General features: G+C 30.2%; 13 protein-coding genes. 6 read left to right on the forward strand and 7 right to left on the reverse strand.

Annotated elements, in window-relative coordinates; genetic code table 11:
* Positions 1-78: 78 nt before the first annotated feature.
* Positions 79-525 (forward strand): PACE efflux transporter, encoded by a 447-nt coding sequence (locus KFE69_09130; GenBank protein ID UTW41667.1) that lies wholly within the window; start codon positions 79-81, stop codon positions 523-525.
* A gap of 11 nt (positions 526-536) precedes the next feature.
* Here KFE69_09130 and KFE69_09135 read toward each other — a convergent pair whose 3' ends face one another.
* The 3 genes from KFE69_09135 to KFE69_09145 all read right to left on the reverse strand — a co-directional run bounded on the left by KFE69_09135 (position 537) and on the right by KFE69_09145 (position 7,282).
* Positions 537-4,220 (reverse strand): hypothetical protein, encoded by a 3,684-nt coding sequence (locus KFE69_09135; GenBank protein ID UTW41668.1) that lies wholly within the window; start codon positions 4,218-4,220, stop codon positions 537-539.
* Positions 4,221-4,309: 89 nt separating this feature from the next.
* The gene (gene nudE / locus KFE69_09140; protein UTW41669.1) at positions 4,310-4,861 is read right to left on the reverse strand and encodes an ADP compounds hydrolase NudE; all 552 of its coding nucleotides are present in this window, start codon (positions 4,859-4,861) and stop codon (positions 4,310-4,312) included.
* A 96-nt stretch (positions 4,862-4,957) separates the two neighbouring features.
* Positions 4,958-7,282 (reverse strand): hypothetical protein, encoded by a 2,325-nt coding sequence (locus KFE69_09145; protein ID UTW41670.1) that lies wholly within the window; start codon positions 7,280-7,282, stop codon positions 4,958-4,960.
* A gap of 239 nt (positions 7,283-7,521) precedes the next feature.
* Between KFE69_09145 and KFE69_09150 the strand changes: the two genes are divergently transcribed.
* Entirely contained in the window at positions 7,522-8,826 is a 1,305-nt protein-coding gene (locus tag KFE69_09150; GenBank protein ID UTW41671.1) for a transposase, read from the forward strand.
* Between the two features lie 259 nt (positions 8,827-9,085).
* The gene (rdgB, locus tag KFE69_09155; GenBank protein ID UTW41672.1) at positions 9,086-9,670 is read left to right on the forward strand and encodes an RdgB/HAM1 family non-canonical purine NTP pyrophosphatase; all 585 of its coding nucleotides are present in this window, start codon (positions 9,086-9,088) and stop codon (positions 9,668-9,670) included.
* Position 9,671: 1 nt separating this feature from the next.
* On the opposite strand, the gene KFE69_09160 is transcribed toward rdgB, so the two are convergent.
* The 4 genes from KFE69_09160 to KFE69_09175 all read right to left on the reverse strand — a co-directional run bounded on the left by KFE69_09160 (position 9,672) and on the right by KFE69_09175 (position 13,552).
* A complete protein-coding gene (locus KFE69_09160; GenBank protein UTW41673.1) occupies positions 9,672-10,283 on the reverse strand; it encodes a lysoplasmalogenase in 612 nt (203 codons plus the stop codon).
* Between the two features lie 10 nt (positions 10,284-10,293).
* Positions 10,294-12,474: an AMP-binding protein gene (locus KFE69_09165; protein ID UTW41674.1), complete on the reverse strand. Its 2,181-nt coding sequence runs from the start codon at positions 12,472-12,474 to the stop codon at positions 10,294-10,296.
* Positions 12,475-12,561: 87 nt separating this feature from the next.
* Positions 12,562-13,224 carry a uracil-DNA glycosylase gene (ung, locus tag KFE69_09170; protein UTW41675.1) on the reverse strand — a complete coding sequence of 221 codons (663 nt, stop codon included), beginning with the start codon at positions 13,222-13,224 and terminating at the stop codon, positions 12,562-12,564.
* On the reverse strand, positions 13,211-13,552 hold the full coding sequence (locus KFE69_09175) for a sel1 repeat family protein (protein UTW44048.1): 342 nt from the start codon (positions 13,550-13,552) through the stop codon (positions 13,211-13,213). The genes ung and KFE69_09175 overlap by 14 nt, the downstream gene beginning before the upstream one ends.
* Before the next feature lie 537 nt (positions 13,553-14,089).
* Between KFE69_09175 and KFE69_09180 the strand changes: the two genes are divergently transcribed.
* The 3 genes from KFE69_09180 (at position 14,090) to KFE69_09190 (ending at position 17,517) form a co-directional block, all read left to right on the forward strand.
* Complete coding sequence (locus tag KFE69_09180; GenBank protein ID UTW41676.1) at positions 14,090-15,124, forward strand: hypothetical protein; 1,035 nt, start codon at positions 14,090-14,092, stop codon at positions 15,122-15,124.
* Positions 15,125-15,333: 209 nt separating this feature from the next.
* The gene (locus KFE69_09185; protein UTW41677.1) at positions 15,334-16,410 is read left to right on the forward strand and encodes a hypothetical protein; all 1,077 of its coding nucleotides are present in this window, start codon (positions 15,334-15,336) and stop codon (positions 16,408-16,410) included.
* 159 nt (positions 16,411-16,569) lie between these two features.
* Positions 16,570-17,517, forward strand: a complete 948-nt coding sequence (locus tag KFE69_09190; protein UTW41678.1) for a DMT family transporter — start codon at positions 16,570-16,572, stop codon at positions 17,515-17,517.
* Positions 17,518-17,549: the final 32 nt, after the last annotated feature.

The raw sequence follows: 17,549 nt of genomic DNA on the forward strand, positions 1-17,549 counted from the left end.
ACAAAAGTCTTTATTAATCACACAGATTTTATTATAATATAGCTCTTAAAATAAGAATAATAATTCTATGGGGTTATAATGACAGCAATCAATACAGGTATATCTATTAAAGTAAGAATCATTCATATGGTTTTATTTGAATTATTTGGCATTTTAATTTTTGCACCATTTGCAGCGCTTGTTTTAGCAGAAAATATCTTAACAGTTGGCACTTTAGGTATTGTAATTTCATTAATCGCCATGATATGGAATTTTATCTATAATATCATCTTTGATAAAATAGAAGCTAATTTAGGTAAAAATCGATTTGAACGTACTCCTGTTATTCGTGTATTACATGCACTTTTATTTGAAGGTGGATTATTAATAGCAACCATACCTTTAGTTGCTATTTGGCTAAATATGAGCTTATTACAAGCATTTATCACGGATATTGCTTTTGTCGTTTTTTATCTTATTTATGCTTATGTTTATAACTGGTGTTTTGATAAAAGTTACCTTTATTTAATGCGTAAATATGCTTAAATATATTAATTCTACTCAAACTTATCCAACACCCCTTTACAATAATCTTTATAAGCCCTATAGGTACCTGTTGTTGCTTCAGTTGCAACTAGGCCTACCGCACCAACCCCTGTTGCTAATAGTGCTGCAGCAGCACCCGTTTTTATAATGCTGCCTGTTGTATTAGGATAAATATAAAGTTTACTAAATGTACCTGAAATCGTAATTGGTAACGCAATAGATGATAGATTAATAAACTTAGCTTTTGGTGTTAAAGTTATATCAATTTTTTGATTAACTAAATCAACTGTGCCTTCACCAGTAACAATAGCCCCTTTACTATTTATTAATAAATCTTTAATTGTTAAAACACCTTTTTCAATATCAAATAAAGTGTACGCACAAGGCACGGTTATAATTTTTGAAAATTTATCACCCGATAATAATAATAAAAATTTACCTAATACTGATTCGCTGTTGAATAGTTTAATTTTTAATGAGTCACCAGCTATTTTCATTTTACCTGTTAACTGTTTCATTAAATCTAAGCTACTTAAGCCATTACTTTGTGCTTTAACTTGCATCATTAATGAGCCTTCATCTAATGGTATCGTATCATCAAGTAACAAATTATCTGGTGTGATTTTTAAAGTACCAATATAACCGTTTAAGTCTAATAGATAATTATTCTTTAATTTTATATCCGGTATTAGCTTACCAACAAAATCAACTTTTCCTTGGAAAAAAGTATCTGCCGTTAATGAAAAAAGTGCACCTTTTGATGAACTTTGAGCTTTTAATACAACATTAGTCGACTGTTCATTTTTAGCTAAAATGAGTGTTTTAATTTGATAACTAATATCACTTTGGTATTGATTTAAAAGACGAGATAAAGGTTGCTTCATCCAGTTAGGTATTTCAGCTTGCTTTGCTTTAATTGCCTCGGCTTTTTTCTCTTTTTCTTCATTACTCTGCGATGGTTTCTTAGCTGTTAAACTCAGTGCATCAGAAGTTATTTTTAAAGTTGACTGTGCATTATGCATTGCTTGTTGAATCGAATAAATATTTAAATATTGACTATTAAGTTTTGCTAGTAGTTGATGTTTTGAATCTTGATGCTTCCATTGGATATTACCTCTTAAATCACCACTATCTGATTGAGTGTTTAGTTCAATATTCAATATTTGATTACTTTCTTTAAAGTCACTAGAAAGTTTCATATTGGTTAATTCAGGTAAATAAAAATCAAACCATTGATAAAGCAATTGATTTAAACCACTTAATGATTGTGCATTAATAGAAATTGTACCCTGATAGTGTCGATTGGCTTTACTTAATTGACCACTAGCATGACCTGTCACTTTCAAACCATTTAAATCTAACTGCGTAATTAATACTTTAAATAACTGATTATTAAAATTATAGTTACCCTGTAATTGTAAGGATGTTAGCGTTTGATTAGCACCTGACTGAAAGTTTAAATTATTTAATATTAACTGATGTGGGAAAAGCGATAACTGACTACGTAAGTTGATATTTAAAATATCCGGCAATTTAACGCCTATTAGCTGTGAATATCGGCTTAAATCAGCAATATTAGCTAATAAATTAACATTAATTCCCTGATTTTCTTCCCAGAATCCATTTAAATTAAGTTGAATGCTATCAGAATCATAGGTTAAAAATAAACCGCCATTAATTGGTTTATTGGTCTGAAAAATACCATAGACACCATGACCTTTTAGTGATAGTAATTTTTCTAGGTATTTAGCTGAAATCGTATCAATATTAAATTTCAATTGATCATTAGAGGAGTTGATCGCCATTTTAACATTTAAATCTGTTAAATTAGGTAATGGATAAGTTATTAACGGTTGAATTGACTTTAATGAATCGACATTACCATTAATTGATAAATTAAACCATGGATTTGCTTGTTGATAATGAGCAAGCATACCTTTTAGATTAAGGTAGTTTTTTGTATCTTGATCAGTTGATTGTGTAGTTGTTTGATTAAGATGAACCTTCAAATCATAATCTAACGATGGCGTTGATTTATCTAAAAAGGATTTTAACTGCCCATTTACTAATAACCCAACATGATTCACTTTTACCTTAGTCGGCTGAATATCAGCTATTAGTTGATAAGGTTTTTCACCACTTAAATTAATTAAAGTATCTATTGATTGAATTTGATAATTACCGGTTGAAATATTTAAATCTTTTAACAACTGAGCAATATGATCAGCATTAACATTTAATTTAGCTTTTAACCAATTCTTTACATCAATTGGCCATTGTGCACCACCAGCTAACTCAAATATTTGATGATTGTTATAACTACTAGTAAAATTAAACTTCATCGGGAAATGATCATTAGCTTTGATTAGCTGATAGTTAAATAAAACTATAAATGGTTTATTTTGATAATTTGCTTTAAATTTAGCATCATTAACATTAACTTTGTTACCATCACCAATTACTGTGGCATTTAAAGATAAATGATCAAATGGTAACTGATCCTTAATAAAAAGCTTTTTTGGCACTTTTAATTGACCTGTAAGCTCAGCTTTTAGCCATTGTTTATTCGTTTTATCATCAATATAACCTTTTGCAGCAACATTTAAATTATCTTGATTATCATTTGCTTTTAAAGTAAATGAAAGAGGGAAAATCGATGGATTATCCCCCATTGAGTACGCATTTAATAAAATTTTATAATCTAAATTATTATATTGAGAGCTTAATGTTAAATTTGATTGTAATGAATTTAACTTATCATAGCTAAAATTACCTTGCCAATTTAGTTGATCTAATTCATTTATTTGTTGATACTCAGTACCTAAAGCTGCTTGCCATTGCTTTAAATTTGTTAATGCACCTTGTGTTTTTAATCGATAGACTAACTCATTTTTTTGATTATATGAAATATCTCCACTTGCACTCAGATGATTATTACTGATATCTCTTATCGCTAGGCTTAATGCTACTGTTTGTTTTAAATTTTTACTCTTAATATTTCCATTAATATCAATACTAATATTATTAAATATCCAATTACCTTTGATTAATCCATCGTATTGATTACGGTCTTTACTTGTATTGGTCAAAGTTTGTTTTTTAATTTGTAGACGATAGGCTTGATTTTGATCTTTATAATTAATTGTACTATCGGTTATTATTACTTTAGGTAATAAATTTAACCATAAGAAATCAGATTTTTCTTCTTTTGAGGGTTTTTCAACTTTTTCTATTTTTGTTTTTTGCTCTTCAATTTCTTGTGCATGTGTTTGCTGATCTTTCTCAATAATAAATGGTTTTGTTACATCATAATTAATAATTGCATGATTCACCGTTAATGAATTTAATTTAAAATTACCACTAAAAATGGGCGCTAAATTAAATGATACTTTAGCTAATTCTACACCAGCAAATAAATAGGTTTTTTCTTGACCAACTTTATCTGTATTATTTTTTTCAGTAATGCTTAACCCTTGGATACTAATTGATAAGCCATCATTAAATGAATAGCCAACATAAATACCATTCAAACTAACATTTTGTCCTAGTGCTTCACTTGCTTGATTCGATATAAAGCCTGCTAATGGCGCAAATCGATAATAATTCAAAACTCCAAATGAAATACAGGCTAATAAAATCACTGCAACAATAATACTAATGATAATAAGCAATATACGTTTTGCTACTTTTTTCATATGATGAAAACTTTTTCAAATTAGGTTAACATGCATTAAGTTTAAGACTTATTAGGCATAGATACCAGTAAGATAAACAATATCTTTTACTATGGTCTATCTTTACTAACCCAGCGTTTCCACATCATCAAAGCAACTGCTATGCTTCTGGCTTCCATTAAATCAGGTTGCGCTAATAACTGATCTATATCTTTTAATTTCCATTCAATAACTTCTAATGCTTCAGGCTCATCACCTTCTAACTGTTGATCATACAAATCTGTTGCAATAACAATATCAATACTATGGCGCATATAATTAGGTGAAAGCATCATAGAGGTTAAAAATTCAAAGTTTTTAGCTCCCTTACCTACTTCTTCCATCATTTCACGATTAGCACCTTCAAATAAAGTTTCTTCTGCTTCAACAAGGCCTTTAGGAAAACTAATTGTGTAGTCTTCAATACCAACACTATACTCCCTAACCAACAGCAAGGTTTCTTCATCAAGCATTGGAATAACCATCACTGAGCGGTGATGGTGAGGGCTTAGTCGTTCATAAACACGCTGACTACCATTAGAAAATGTTAAATCAACTGATTCAATATTAAATAATTTACTTTGTGCGATCGGGGTAATTTTATTAATTTTAGGTAATGACATTGATTTCAAACCAAATATTATGCATTTTATTTATGCTATCGTGTTTATTGGTTTAATGCTAATTATTTTAATCTCAAGCTAGCAAGTTTAATAAATTTAGCTATGCGCTAAATCACATGCAATATCTCGATAAGCTTGCTTCGTATTAGGGTCTCTAATATCCATAAATATTACTAATGCATTACTAGAGCCTTGTCTTTTTTCTGCTTCACTACGACACTCTCTTAAAATTTGAGATGCATTTGCAATTACATCAGCTTTAAAAACGCCTGATTTATCAGCTAATTTATTCCATATAATACTAATACCTTCAGGAACAGTTTTTTCACTACTTGTAGTCTTAATTTTATTTCCCCCCATCAAACCTTTAACAGGGAAATTATCATTTTCAATTGTCTTATATAATTGATGTAGTTTTTCTAAATAATTTAGATTACATCTATCAGCATGTCTTACTAATACTTCTACACATTTATTTGAGCTTATATCTAATTGTTTTAATTTTTCATAGCCCTCAATAATATTACTGCATACATGCCCATCAAACAAAATCCTACCATGAAGGGACAATTGAGCATCAGTTATTATCTGACATGCTTTATTAAAGTTAACCATCTCTTTTTCTTCAACTCTATCTAAAAACTCACCATATCGAGGAAAAAGTGCTACTCCAAAACATTTATCTAAATTTCCAATAGTAGTCTGAAATTGTTCAAAATTATCAAGTGCTTTTGGAAGGTATTTATTTATATCTAAATTTTTAGTATATAGAAAATCTACCACATTAATGAAATTTTCAATATTATCTATTACAGACGGTAGATAAAAACTAAAATCCACCCCTTTGATATTTAACTTTTTTATAGTACTATCAATTTTTTCAATATTATCTATTACTTTCTTAAGGCGACCATGATTAATTTTAGGTTCACCTTTATCAATCTGTAAAATATTACAAATTACATTAAACTGATTAAGGTGATCTTTTATTTTAGGAAAATTTTCTTCTACATCTAAACCAGCTGATTCTATATATTCACGTGCTACGCTTTGTTGTAATTTTTTAAATTTATATTCTACAGCGTGTGACAATTTTTTAAGTTGATACTCTCCAATAAGCTCTTTTTCCAATTCACTTTTTATTTCTTTAAGCTGTTCATTTACTTGCTTCGCAGTAATATTTTTATTGAGAGTTTTCTGGCTTGCAATTTTTATTAAATTGTTAATTTTACTATTATTATCTATTAATTTATCATTAAAAATCCAAACTTGTTTGTTAAGATCTTGGCGATTCTTACTTACCATTTGAAACTGATAAGTAAGTCCACAATCTTCCTTAGTCCATATAGCTACATTTGTTTTTACAAAACCCAACACTCTTAAAGCAGCATATATATCTAAATGCTCTCGTGTTTCACTTCTGTGATTAGAAGGCAAAAATGCAGGAGTACCCCCAACAGAACCTTTACTGTCTAGATTTTTACTAAGTCCATAGTCTACTAAATGTAAATTTCCATTTTTATCAATAACAATATTATCAGGCTTAATATCTAAGTGAGCTATTTTTTCACCTGTTTTAGAAGCCCTACCTGAATGCATTTTATCTATTAATTTAAAAAGCTGAATAGCTAAATCAAGTTGCTGAATTTCTGATAAGTTATCTTTTTCTCTTTTTAAATAACTTTTTAATGATTCTCCTAAATATTCATAAGCAATATAATGTTTATTACTATCTTTTCTTTTATGATCACCAATTGAAGCGCCTAAATTTTTTGATGTTTGTGCCTCTTCATTTGCAAACTTATAATTTTTTAGTCTTTTAATAGCATATAGTTTACCATCTTCATCTTCAGCTAAAGTAACTTGACCATTACCTCCAGAGCCAAGAGCTTTAGTATTAACCGCTAAAATTTTACCTTCGATATTTAAAAAAGAATGTGACTTATGATTATCTTTATTTTTAGGGTTTACTTTACTAGAGCCTCTTTCATGCTTTAATTTAAATTCTCCAGAATTCTCTCTAAAATATTTTTTAGCCTTGCTCCACTCTTTAATTTTTGTGCCTTCATCCTGCCAATTGATCTTTATTTCAGCATTTATCAAGCCAAAATTAGACTCGAATACTCCTTTTAGCTCAGCATCATCTTCCTCTTCTTCCTTCTCTTCTTCTTTTTTTGATTTAAGACGTACATCATCTACTGGAGTATTAATTGGCTGAAATTTCTTAAAAATATCTAGAAAATCATTAACTTCTTCAGAATTAATAAATTTTTCTTTTATACTTAAGTCATCAGAACTTTCATATTTTAAATACCTTATACGCATAAGCTCTGCATATTGTTTAGATATATCCATCTTTGAAAGGTATTCTATACATTGTAGTAGCCTATTAAATTTTAACTGAATATCTTTATGCTTCATAAATAAACCTCTATACACTTACAACAGTACATAAAAACATGATAATCATTATTTATGTATAACAGCAGTAAAAAGGTCATAAATTAATAATAAAGAATGTATAAAGACTGTGAACTCACTATGGAGCTTTAAAATGAATAATTATTCTTTCAGCAATTCCCGCTATTAATGACACGGGTTGCAAATAAAGACTTTTAGACCGATCATATATTTATTTTTCGTAACCTAGTTATTTTACAATGAACAATCAATTTAAAAAACATCTATCTATACCAGGTTTATTACACACATTAAGAAATAGCTTTGCAAAAGCTACTGATAGGAAGTCATCCAGCATTTACTCACTTGTTGATTGTTTGATGTGTGGCATGGCAGTATTTGGAATGAAGTATCCTTCATTACTTAAATTTGATAAAGATATGCGATCAGAGGGCAGTTTGGTTAAAAATAATATTAGCTCATTATATAAAGTTGAAAAAGTGCCATGTGATACATATTTACGTGAACGTTTAGATGAAATTGATTATCTTCAATTACGTCAGTCATTTAATGCATTACTAAGCAATCTACAAAGAGGTAAAGTTCTAGAGCAATATTGTTTTTATAATGATTATTATTTGATTTCCAGTGACGGCACAGGGATGTTTTCATCACATGAAGTGCATTGTGATAATTGCTGTGTAAAACATCACCGTAATGGAACAAAAACTTATTATCATCAAATGTTGTGTGCTTCGATTGTACATCCTGATATAAAGCAAGTGATTCCATTAGCGCCTGAGCCAATTATTAAAAGTGATGGAACAAAGAAAAATGATTGTGAGCGAAATGCAGCCAAACGTTTAATTAAACGTCTTCGCCAAGAACACCCGCACTTAGCAATGATTTTTGTTGAAGATGCCTTATATGCCAATGGCCCTCATATTGATGACCTAAACAAACATAATATTCATTATATTCTAGGAGTAAAACCAAGTGATCATACCTGGCTTTTTGACTGGGTTAAAGCAAGTAAATCCGAGTTTTTGTCGATGTCACTAGAGGGTGTTAAACATGAATTTGAGTGGGTTAATCAAGCTGAATTAAATGAAACTAGAAGTGATATTAAGGTTAACTTTTTGTCTTATAAACAGACAAATAAAAAAGGTAAAGTACAGCATTTTACTTGGGTGACAGACCTTGATCTTAATTCAAACAATGTATTTAAAATAATGACAGGAGCACGTGCACGCTGGAAAATTGAAAATGAGACATTTAATACATTAAAAAATCAAGGGTATAATTTTGAACACAATTTTGGTCATGGAGCAAACAACTTATGTACAGTATTTGGCTTTTTGATGCTATTGGCATTTTTGGTAGATCAAATTCAAGAACTATGCTGTCCATTATTTAAGTCGGCATTAAAAAAATTAGAGACAAGAAGTCGTTTATGGGACAGAATAAGAAGTGCTTTTTTTATAGCACAGATTAATAGTTGGGAAGCGCTATATTTACACCTATCAGGAAAAGTTAAAGCCCAATTGATCATCGACACTGGTTAATTATATTTTGCCATGAACATCGTGTTTTTAACTATACCCGGTTATTTATTAATGAGACATAAAAATCTAATATACGGTGCATATGCTGTAGCGGTAAGTATTGTCAATGAGAATGCTAATGGAATTAATAATTAAATGAAAAATTAAGCGGGAATAGCTGTTATTCTTTAAGGCTACTTGATATCAGCTAAAAATTCCTCTAATGTATATAGCTAATTAGCTAGCTTATCTATATAAAAATTAATAAAGGCAAATGTTTATGCTGAAAATTGTATTTGCATCTTCAAACCAAGGAAAAATTAAAGAAATTAACCAATTATTTAAGCCTTTAAATATTAATGTCATATCACAGCGTGAATTTAATGTTCCTGATGCAGAAGAAACAGGGTTAACTTTTGTTGAAAATGCTATTTTAAAAGCACGCCACTGTTCGCAGTATACCAACCTACCTGTCTTAGCTGATGATTCAGGACTTGTAATTAAATACCTACATGGTGCCCCTGGCATTTATTCAGCTCGTTATAGTGGCGAACATGGTAATAGCCAAAAGAATATTAAACGTGTACTAAGTGAATTAGAAGGCGTAGAAGGCCTTAACCGTCAAGCTTACTTTCATTGTTCTTTAGTTTTAATGAAACACCAAAAAGATCCAGATCCAATTATTACTCAAGGTCACTGGTATGGAAAAATTCTTACTCAAGCACAAGGCAATGGTGGCTTTGGTTATGACCCAATATTTTATGTACCTACACACTTAATGAGTGCTGCAGAATTAACTTCAGATGTTAAAAATAAAATAAGTCATCGTGCACAGGCATTAGAAAAATTATTAGAACAAGTTTAATCTAAGTCATTGTTGAACTTGCAATACAATATTGTGCAATAAAATAAGTTAGTAAAATAATCGCTTGCGCTTGTTTAAATGAAAATCGAAATTTATCAATTGCTAAAACTGTATCAGATAACCCAAACAATATCACTCCAATAAAGATAAACCACGGTCCACCATTAAGCCACCAAACACAGGCAAACCAAATCATCACAAGAATAACACAAATATAAATCATTACAGGGAGTTTAAATTCATCCAATTTTGGATATAAATAGTAAAATATAGCTAACCCATATATCACTAGAGGGATTAATAGCCAATATTCAAAAGCATAAATATGAAAGTACAAAGCGAGTATATAAACTAAATGTGCCATTAAAAATGCAGCTAAACCAAAAACAAAACGATCTTGTGGCAACATCAAAAAGACATCACCGATCAAAGAAAAAATAAGCCCAATAACGATTAAATCAGCATACCACTGACTGTGAACTTTTGCAGTTAATATATAGACAATAATTATAACGATTGTTGCAGGTTTAAATAGGTAAAGCATATAACGATTACGATAGTTTCCTATAACTGCTAAAATCATCGATATAAAAATTAAAACACTTAAAATCATCTATATTGACCTAGGTTTGTGAATGATTTAATTTTTCAAGCACAATTTGCTTTGCTTTACCATAATCACATTTTCCTGAACCCAGTTTAGGAATTTCATCAATATAATAATACTCTCTTGGTTTTAATAAATTATTCATGTTAGAAGCATCTACTTTTGATTTAATACCCTCAGGAGATATTTCAAAATTATACAGTAATGATATTTTTTCACCTTTTTTAATATCTGGCGTTGCAACTGCTAAAAATTCATAGTCTTCGTTATACCCAAATAATTCCTTCATAGCATCTTCAACTGCCATTAAGGAAACCATCTCACCTGCTAATTTTGCAAACCTAGAATATCTATCTGCTATAAATAAATTACCTTTATCATCTAAATAGCCTTTATCACCTGTCATATACCAACGAATTCGATCACGAATAAAAATAACTTCTTTGGTTTTTTGAGGGTTATTTAGATAGCCTTTCATAACATTAACTCCCCCCATTGTAATCATACCTGCTTCACCTTGAGGTAATTCTTGGTGCGTGTCAGGATCAATAATCATAAAGCGTGCACCTGGTGCACTTCTACCAACTGAGCCAACTAAATTTCGATCTTCTGCTTCTGTATTCACTTGATTACATGATGCAACAGGTGATAACTCAGTTGCACCATAACCTTCATAAATTGTTTTAGAAAAACGTTTTTCAAACATTTCTCTTACCTCGCTTTGTAATTTCTCAGCACCGGCAACAACAAAGCGTAAACTCTCAAATTGCTTTGGATCAATTTGGCGACAACGAGAATACAATCTAAAAAATGTTGAGGTACCACAAATCATCGTTAACTTGTATTTTTCAATTAATTGGGCAACCATCTCACCATCAGTTGGATCAGGATGACAAACCATAAAAATACCCTCAACTAAAGGTAAAAGCGTTGTTGCAGTTAAACCAAATGCATGAAAAGTTGGTAAAATACTAACTACTGAGTCCTCACTTGTAGGTTCTAATAAAACCATTGACTGCTTAATATTACCAATGATGTTTTTCTGAGTTAACTCAACGCCTTTAGGCAAACCTTCACTACCACTACTAAATAAAATTACAGCAGCATGATCAATAGAAACTTTTTTAACAAACTTACGAATTAAATGCTCAGAGGAAAAGAGTTTAACTCTTAATAAATTAATTAATAAGGATAGTTTATCAATTTGTGCTTTAACATCTTCTAGTAAAACTATACGACATTGATTAAATACTTCTTCTAAATAAAAGCCTTTTTCCTTTAATTGTTCAATAAAACGTCCAGAAGTTAAAATCGTTTTAATGCCTGCTTCTTCTATAGCTGCATTTAAGGCGACAGGTGAAGCGGTATAATTTAAATTTACCATTGTTTTACCATTTAACAGCACACTGACAATTGCAAGAGAGCCACCTGCACTTGGTGGTAGACAAATACCAATTCTTTCTTGTTCACGCATATAAGGCTCAACAAATTTTGACATGGTTAAACCTGCAACTAACATTTTCTGACCGCTTAGTTCCACGCCTGTAGAGTCAGCAACAACTAGCTTTTTAGCGCGTGCTTTCATCTGGTTAATCCACAGTTCAGGCAATGTAGGCATCAGCGATATATAGTGTTCCCATGCATATATATCATAGGTTTCTAATAACTCTTTACGTTCTACTTTAGATAAATTATGGCTTAATGGCTCAAAAAAACTTAAATGTAGCCAACGTTTAATATTACGATCTTTAACATAACGTACGTGATGAGTGCCACAAACTCTTAATGGTATCATTGGTAAGGAAAAATTTTTCACTTTTTCATATTGATCTTCTGATACAATTAGCACACCTCGCTTATTCCAATTACTAATTTGACTATTACTAATTAGGCTAATCTGACATTTTTTTAAAAGTTTATTAATCCAACGCCCTCTCTTTAGCATTAAATCAAATGCCATAATAATTTCTCTTTGGGTTATTTTTTTGATTAATACGGCGATAAATAAATTTAAGTGGGAAGCTAAGATGATTTTTGGCGTGTCACCAGAGATATAATTTACATGATGAAAATTAGGTTCATATTCCTGTGAGTTTTGGTATTGTAATAACCACCATAAAGTATAACGTGGCCAGATAAACCAACAACAAAACCCAAAAGCAACGATAATGATAATGATAAAAATCAATAATTCCACAAACGATAATCCTTTTAGTTAAAAATGATTTTTTATTCTCTATCGTTATAATCAATCAGCTAAAAAAATACAAGTCAGTGATCAACCTTACCAACTAATCTCATTAATCTGATTAGCTTTTAAATAATCATTGCATAAAGAAAAATGTTTACAACCTAAAAAGCCACGATGTGCTGATAAAGGAGATGGATGTGGTGCTCGCAAAATACAATGTTTTTTAGCATCAATTAATGATGCTTTTTTTTGTGCTGGTGAACCCCATAGCATAAAGACAATATGTTGATGATGAGCGCTAATGATTCGAATCACTTCATCAGTAAAAGTCTCCCATCCTTTATTGGCATGAGAATGCGCTTTTTTATGCTCAACTGTTAATACCGTATTTAACAAAAAAACACCTTGCTTTGCCCAGTGGGATAAATCACCGTGCTCTTTAATTTCAACGCCAAGATCTGTTTGTAATTCTTTGAAAATATTGATTAATGACGGTGGCTTTCTAATGCCTTCATTAACTGAAAAAGCCAAACCATGTGCTTGATTTGGTCCATGATAAGGATCTTGTCCTAAAATGACTACTTTAAGATTATCAAAATCTGTTAACTCAAAAGCTTGAAATACTTTATCAGGTTGAGGGTAAATAATCTTGCCCTTTTTACGTTCACTTAAACTAAATTGCAAAGCACTCTGAAAGTAAGCGCTTTCTTTTTGATTACCAATAACATCTTTCCAAGATAATTTAGTATCGATCATTACTTAACTCCGCTGCCATCCTAAACCACAATGCTGCTTTATCCATATCTTGTTCTTTACCTGCAAGTCCAAAATAATAATCAACCCCCCAAGCAAATGCATGTTCATTATAAGCGTTAGGTTTCGCTGCGATAAAATACCATAATGCTGCAGCTTGGGTATTATTCTTAACGCCTAAACCAAACTCTGTTAAAAAACCAATTTCTAACTGTGCGATTGAATTACCTTCTAGGGCGTAAGGTAATAATGCTTGATAAGCTGATTTAAAATCAGATGATTTAAAATAAAACTGTGCTTGTGAAAATGGTACTTTTTGATCAGGCTGAATTGATTTAGATAATGATTCTAAAAATTGATTACTTTCAACACTAAGCATTTTCTCATTTGCAGGCTTGATTGTATAATCTTTTTTCTGATTACTAACTTCAATAAAAATACCGGCAAATAGAAATATACCAATAACGATAACAGTGACAATTACCAATATTATATTTTTTTTATTCTTACATTTATTTTTGGATGCAGTTTTTTCATCTGCCATAAACAAGTGGCCTATTCGCATTTGTATTGCCGCCATTATATCAATTTCAAAGAAAAATAAAATGTCTATATGTTACTACTTATGTATCTAATAATGATTGCTATAAACAACATATAACTCATATTACATATTGATGATTAAATAACAAACAATAATGATTTTTTAATCAAAAAATATGCATTGAACAAACTATTTGTATTTCATTATATAGCAGTATTTATATATCTAATTATTTTATTTATTATAACTAAATGTTATTGTAATAACCCACTTCTTTAGTCGATCTAATAATTTTAAACAATGAATTAATATAGAGTTGCAAACATGGCATTTTATCATCACTCGTTATACTTTCAATTAGAACAAAGTAGTCAAGCATTTAAAGATTCTCCGCCAGGTACTATTAATGTTAGCCGACTTGTTCAAGGTAAAAGTAATTATTGGGTTGATCCAAATTCTGAATTAGCACAACATAAAAAGACGCTTTTTTTTGCAGATTTTCTAGCATTTGCATCTAAAGATTTAGATCAGATTAAAAAGCAATTTAATCAATTATTGCATGACTTATCGAATGTAACAACTTTAGATTTAAGGGAATGTGCAAAATTAACCAATGATGATCTTGAGCGCATACTTGAAAGAGCAACGAATATTGAGAAACTTACAATTCATGACTGCAAATCTTTAAGTTTAAACTTAAAGAACATAAATAAATTAAGACATTTAAAGCAACTTGACTTAAGTCATATAAAAATTAATCAAGATGAATTAGATAATATTTTAAAAATAGCAACTGACCTAGAGTCCTTAGAACTAAAACATTGTAATGATAATGACTTAACAATATCAGAAGACTTAGATGGTAAAAAGGCTGATAATCCAGGTTTTATGGTAATTGGTACTCAAAACCCTGCAAGTTTAAGCGGTAGAAGACAAGCCTCTCAAGCACTTGAGCGACGTTTAATCAAAGTTGACCTGCCACCTTATACAAAAAATGAAATGCAAATAATTTTAGATGAAAGTGGCTTTGATCAATCTGAAACAATTCAAATGGTAGAGGCTTATGAGAAAGCAAAAGAGAATAATCGAAAACTTGTGTTTCGTGATCTAATGAAATTTGCTAAAGCATTAACAGAGTCTCGTCATTTATCAGAGTATGCTACAACTACAGATAAAAAAATGAAAGAAAGAGAGACTGATTTAGATGAATTACTAGGAGACTTTATAAATAGTGGTGCACCAGAAAAAGATTTAGACCATCATGAATTTGATGCCCCTAAACTTAAACACCCATTTACTTTTATACACAATGTATCAACAACGCAAAATCAAACAAATAATATAGAAGTTGAAGTATAATTTTAATGCATTTATAACCACCTATATAACTACTGAAACATAAATAATCATCAATACATATTTATTCCTTTAAAATCAAATAAATAAATCATATTTTTCATGTGATAAATAATTAAAATTATTTAGCAAAATTTCTGCAATAATTAATAATCAAATATATAATATTTTTAATTTTTGTGTGGTTATATGTGTAAAAGGAAGAGTAAATAATGTATAACGAATTAGATAACCCTAAAGATATGAAATTTACGGCTATGACATGGAATCTAGCTAACGAGAACCCTCCAGCAGAGACAATGGATCAGTTAGAGGGGCAAATAACAAGTGACCCAGATATAATTATTTTTAGTCTTCAAGAAGCAAAAGAAACATTACTAAAATGGGAAAATGCTGGTGAGCGTATAATAAAGCGACTAAATCAGAGTAATAGTAATGTAAATGAGCAATACTCTATTATTCATAACGCTAGTTTTAGAGTAGTAACGAAACCTAGTATCTATAATATTACGAATATGGCAAGGACAGGGCTTGTTATCGCTGTAAAAAATAAATATAAAGATCAAATAAGTATTCTTGAGTTTGGTCATGAACGTTCAAGCGAATCAATCAATAAAGGTGGTCTTTATGCAAAATTACAAATTGGCAATAAAAAAATAGGTGTAATTAGTGTCCACCTTGACTCTAATAGTCCAGAAGAGCGCCAGGCTGAAATAGAGGCATTAATGGATCATTTCAAAGGTGAAAAATTTGATGATATTATTTTTTTAGGTGACTTAAATGAACGACTTGAGACAGGATTTCAAGATTTACTAGATAACAGCTCTACACGTTTAGATGATATAGAAAAAAAAGAACAACAAATAATTGCAGAACATGACCCTATTTCTAAACATGGTACTTATCTTTCTATGACTTATGATTTTCAGTTTCATCAATTAGATCGCTTTACTTATGTTGAAACAAATGCAGATGGTACCGTTAGAGCAAAACCAAAAAGAGCAGGTCAACTTGATATTGGCACACTGGATAATATTGGTACTGAAGAAAAAGCACTCAAAAAAGATAAACCTACTGTTTTTACACCAACTGATAGTACTGGCAAGCCAATTAGTGATCATAAAGCAGTATTTTGTAACATAACACTACCTGCTGTCGACTTCACTGAGAAAAAAGAACAAACTGTAGTATCTAATCCTTTTTATCAGAAGTCATCAGATGCCAAAGGTGTCACAATCGAAATGCAAATACTAGGTAATAACAGCTCTACAAGTATAGATAGACAATAAAATATTTATTTCTGTAATTTTATTTATAAATTTAATAATTTATATATTATAAAATCTCTATGAAAAATAAAAATACTTTTGACATTCACAAAAAATAATATATGATTATCATCTGAACTATAATTATAACAGTAAACAACTAAACGATGAGCAGGTATTATGGGGACTTTGTTCGGTTATTTAATGATTATTCTGTGCCAATTTTCAGCGAGTGTAAATGTCGTTGGCTCTAAACATTTAGTCTCTGATTTAAATGTCTTTTTCTTAATGGAAACACGTTTTCTAATTGCTGCGGTTATTTTATTTATCGCATGGCTTTTTGTAGGTAAGAAAAATCGACCAGAACATGTTAAATTATCAGCACTTAAACGAAGTGATTGGGTTTTATTAATTTTTCAAGCACTTTGTGCAGGTGCATTTTTTAATTTATTATTACTACTAGGTATGCGTTATACATCCGCTAATAATGCTGCCATTATAACAAGTGCTATTCCTGCAATGGTTGCTTTTTTATCTATTTTTATTTTAAAACAAATACTTACACGCTATAAGCTAATCTGTATTGTATTTGCAACCGTTGGTTTATTTGTTATCAACGGCTCTAAAATTAATATTAATGGCTCTTTAGATGGGTTTTTTGGTGATATGTTAATTGTCATTGCCATCATTCCAGAATCACTTTACTATGTCCTAAGCAAAATACGTAATATTCGCTTACCTGTATTATTACTTTCTAGTATTATTAATGCAATTAATGCTTTATTTATGCTGCCATTTGTTTTTCTTTTCCCATCGACTATTCCAACGCATATTAGTGGGTTAGATTTATCATTACTGTTATTAGTTGGCTTGGCATCTGGTTTATTTTATATTGGCTGGGCTAAAGGTTGTCAATATATTGATGGCGCAACAGCTGGTATTATGACTGCATTAATGCCAATATTTGCAATTATATTATCTGTTTTATTCTTGCATGAAGCGATTGGCTGGTTACAAATTATTGGTATGGTATTAATTTTAGCATCCATTGTATTTAGTAATATGGGTGGTTTAATTAAAAAGTTTAAACCAAAAAAATTTCGCCTATCTAAAAAAGCACAAATCTAACGTAAACGCGATAAATCGCATTTCTACAAAAA

Source organism: bacterium SCSIO 12844, from assembly GCA_024397935.1.
Classification (GTDB): Bacteria; Pseudomonadota; Gammaproteobacteria; order Francisellales; family Francisellaceae; genus M0027.